General features: G+C 74.2%; 2 protein-coding genes. Both read right to left on the bottom strand.

From position 1 onward, the window contains the following. A partial coding sequence (locus tag AC27IO_RS24710) for an MFS transporter (protein ID WP_498741279.1) occupies nucleotides 1–580 on the bottom strand: 580 nt, incomplete at its 3' end. Nucleotides 581–646: 66 nt separating this feature from the next. Beyond that, nucleotides 647–1,048, bottom strand: coding sequence for a RidA family protein (locus tag AC27IO_RS24715; RefSeq protein ID WP_498741280.1), 402 nt, complete (start codon nucleotides 1,046–1,048; stop codon nucleotides 647–649). Between the last annotated feature and the right edge of the window lie 11 nt (nucleotides 1,049–1,059).

A 1,059-nucleotide genomic window follows, 5' to 3' on the forward strand; every position in this document is an offset into this window, starting at 1 on the left:
GCGCCGCGGCCACCACCAGCAGGGCCACGCCGCCCACGCGGTAGACCAGGTTCCAGCCGCCCAGGCCCGACAGCAGGCCCGCCACGCTGCGCGCGGCCAGGATGCCGGTGAGCAGCCCGCTCATCACCAGGCCCACGGCCTGCCCGCTGCGCCCGGGCGCGGCCAGCGCCGCCGCCATGGGCACCAGCACCTGGGCGGCCACCGAGAACAGCCCCGTCATGAGCGTGCCCAGCGCCAGCAGCGCGAAGCGGTCGGCAAACCCGCTCAGGAACAGCCCCGCCGCCGCCAGCACCATGAGCGTGGCGATCAGCCGCCGCCGCTCCAGCTTGTCGCCCAGCGGCACCAGCAGCAGCAAGCCGACCGCGTAAGCCACCTGCGCGAAGGTGACGGTCAGCGCGGCCGTGCCTTCGGACACCTGCAGGTGCACGGCGATGGAGTGCAGCAGCGGCTGGTTGAAGTAGTTGGCGCCCGCGCACAGGCCGCAGGCCACCGCCATCAGCAGCAGCACGGGAGTGGACAGGCCCGCCGAGGTGTCGGGGCGGGAGGAGGATGGGGCAGCGGGCAGGGTACGGGGTGGCATGCGGTGCGGGATTCTCGGAGGCGGGCGCGAAGGTGATGGGATGGAGTGGATGGAAGCGGCGGCCGGTCAGCCGGCAGGCACGTAGGCGAGGGCGTCGATCTCGAACAGCATGCCGTCGAGCGCCAGGCGCGGCACGGGGATCAGGGTGCAGGCGGGCGCCGGGGCGCCGGCCCACATCGCCATCAGGGCCTGGCCGAACGTCTGCAGCCGCTGCTCGCTGTGGTCCACGATGAGCACCGTGAGCTTGGCCACGTCCCGGGGCCGCGCGCCGGCCGCGGCGAGCGCGGTGCCGAGGTTGGCCAGGGCCTGGGCGACCTGCTGCGCGAAACCGTCGGCCAGCCGGCCTTGCGCATCTTCACCGCCCTGTCCGGCCACGTGCACCGTGCGCGCCGCGCCTTGCGCCACGGCCAGGTGCGAATAGCCATTGGGGCGCGGGTCGTACAGGCCGGCCGGGTTGAGGAAGGACAGGGCGAGCGGGG

The sequence above is a fragment of the Acidovorax sp. KNOB132 genome (genome assembly GCF_057541515.1).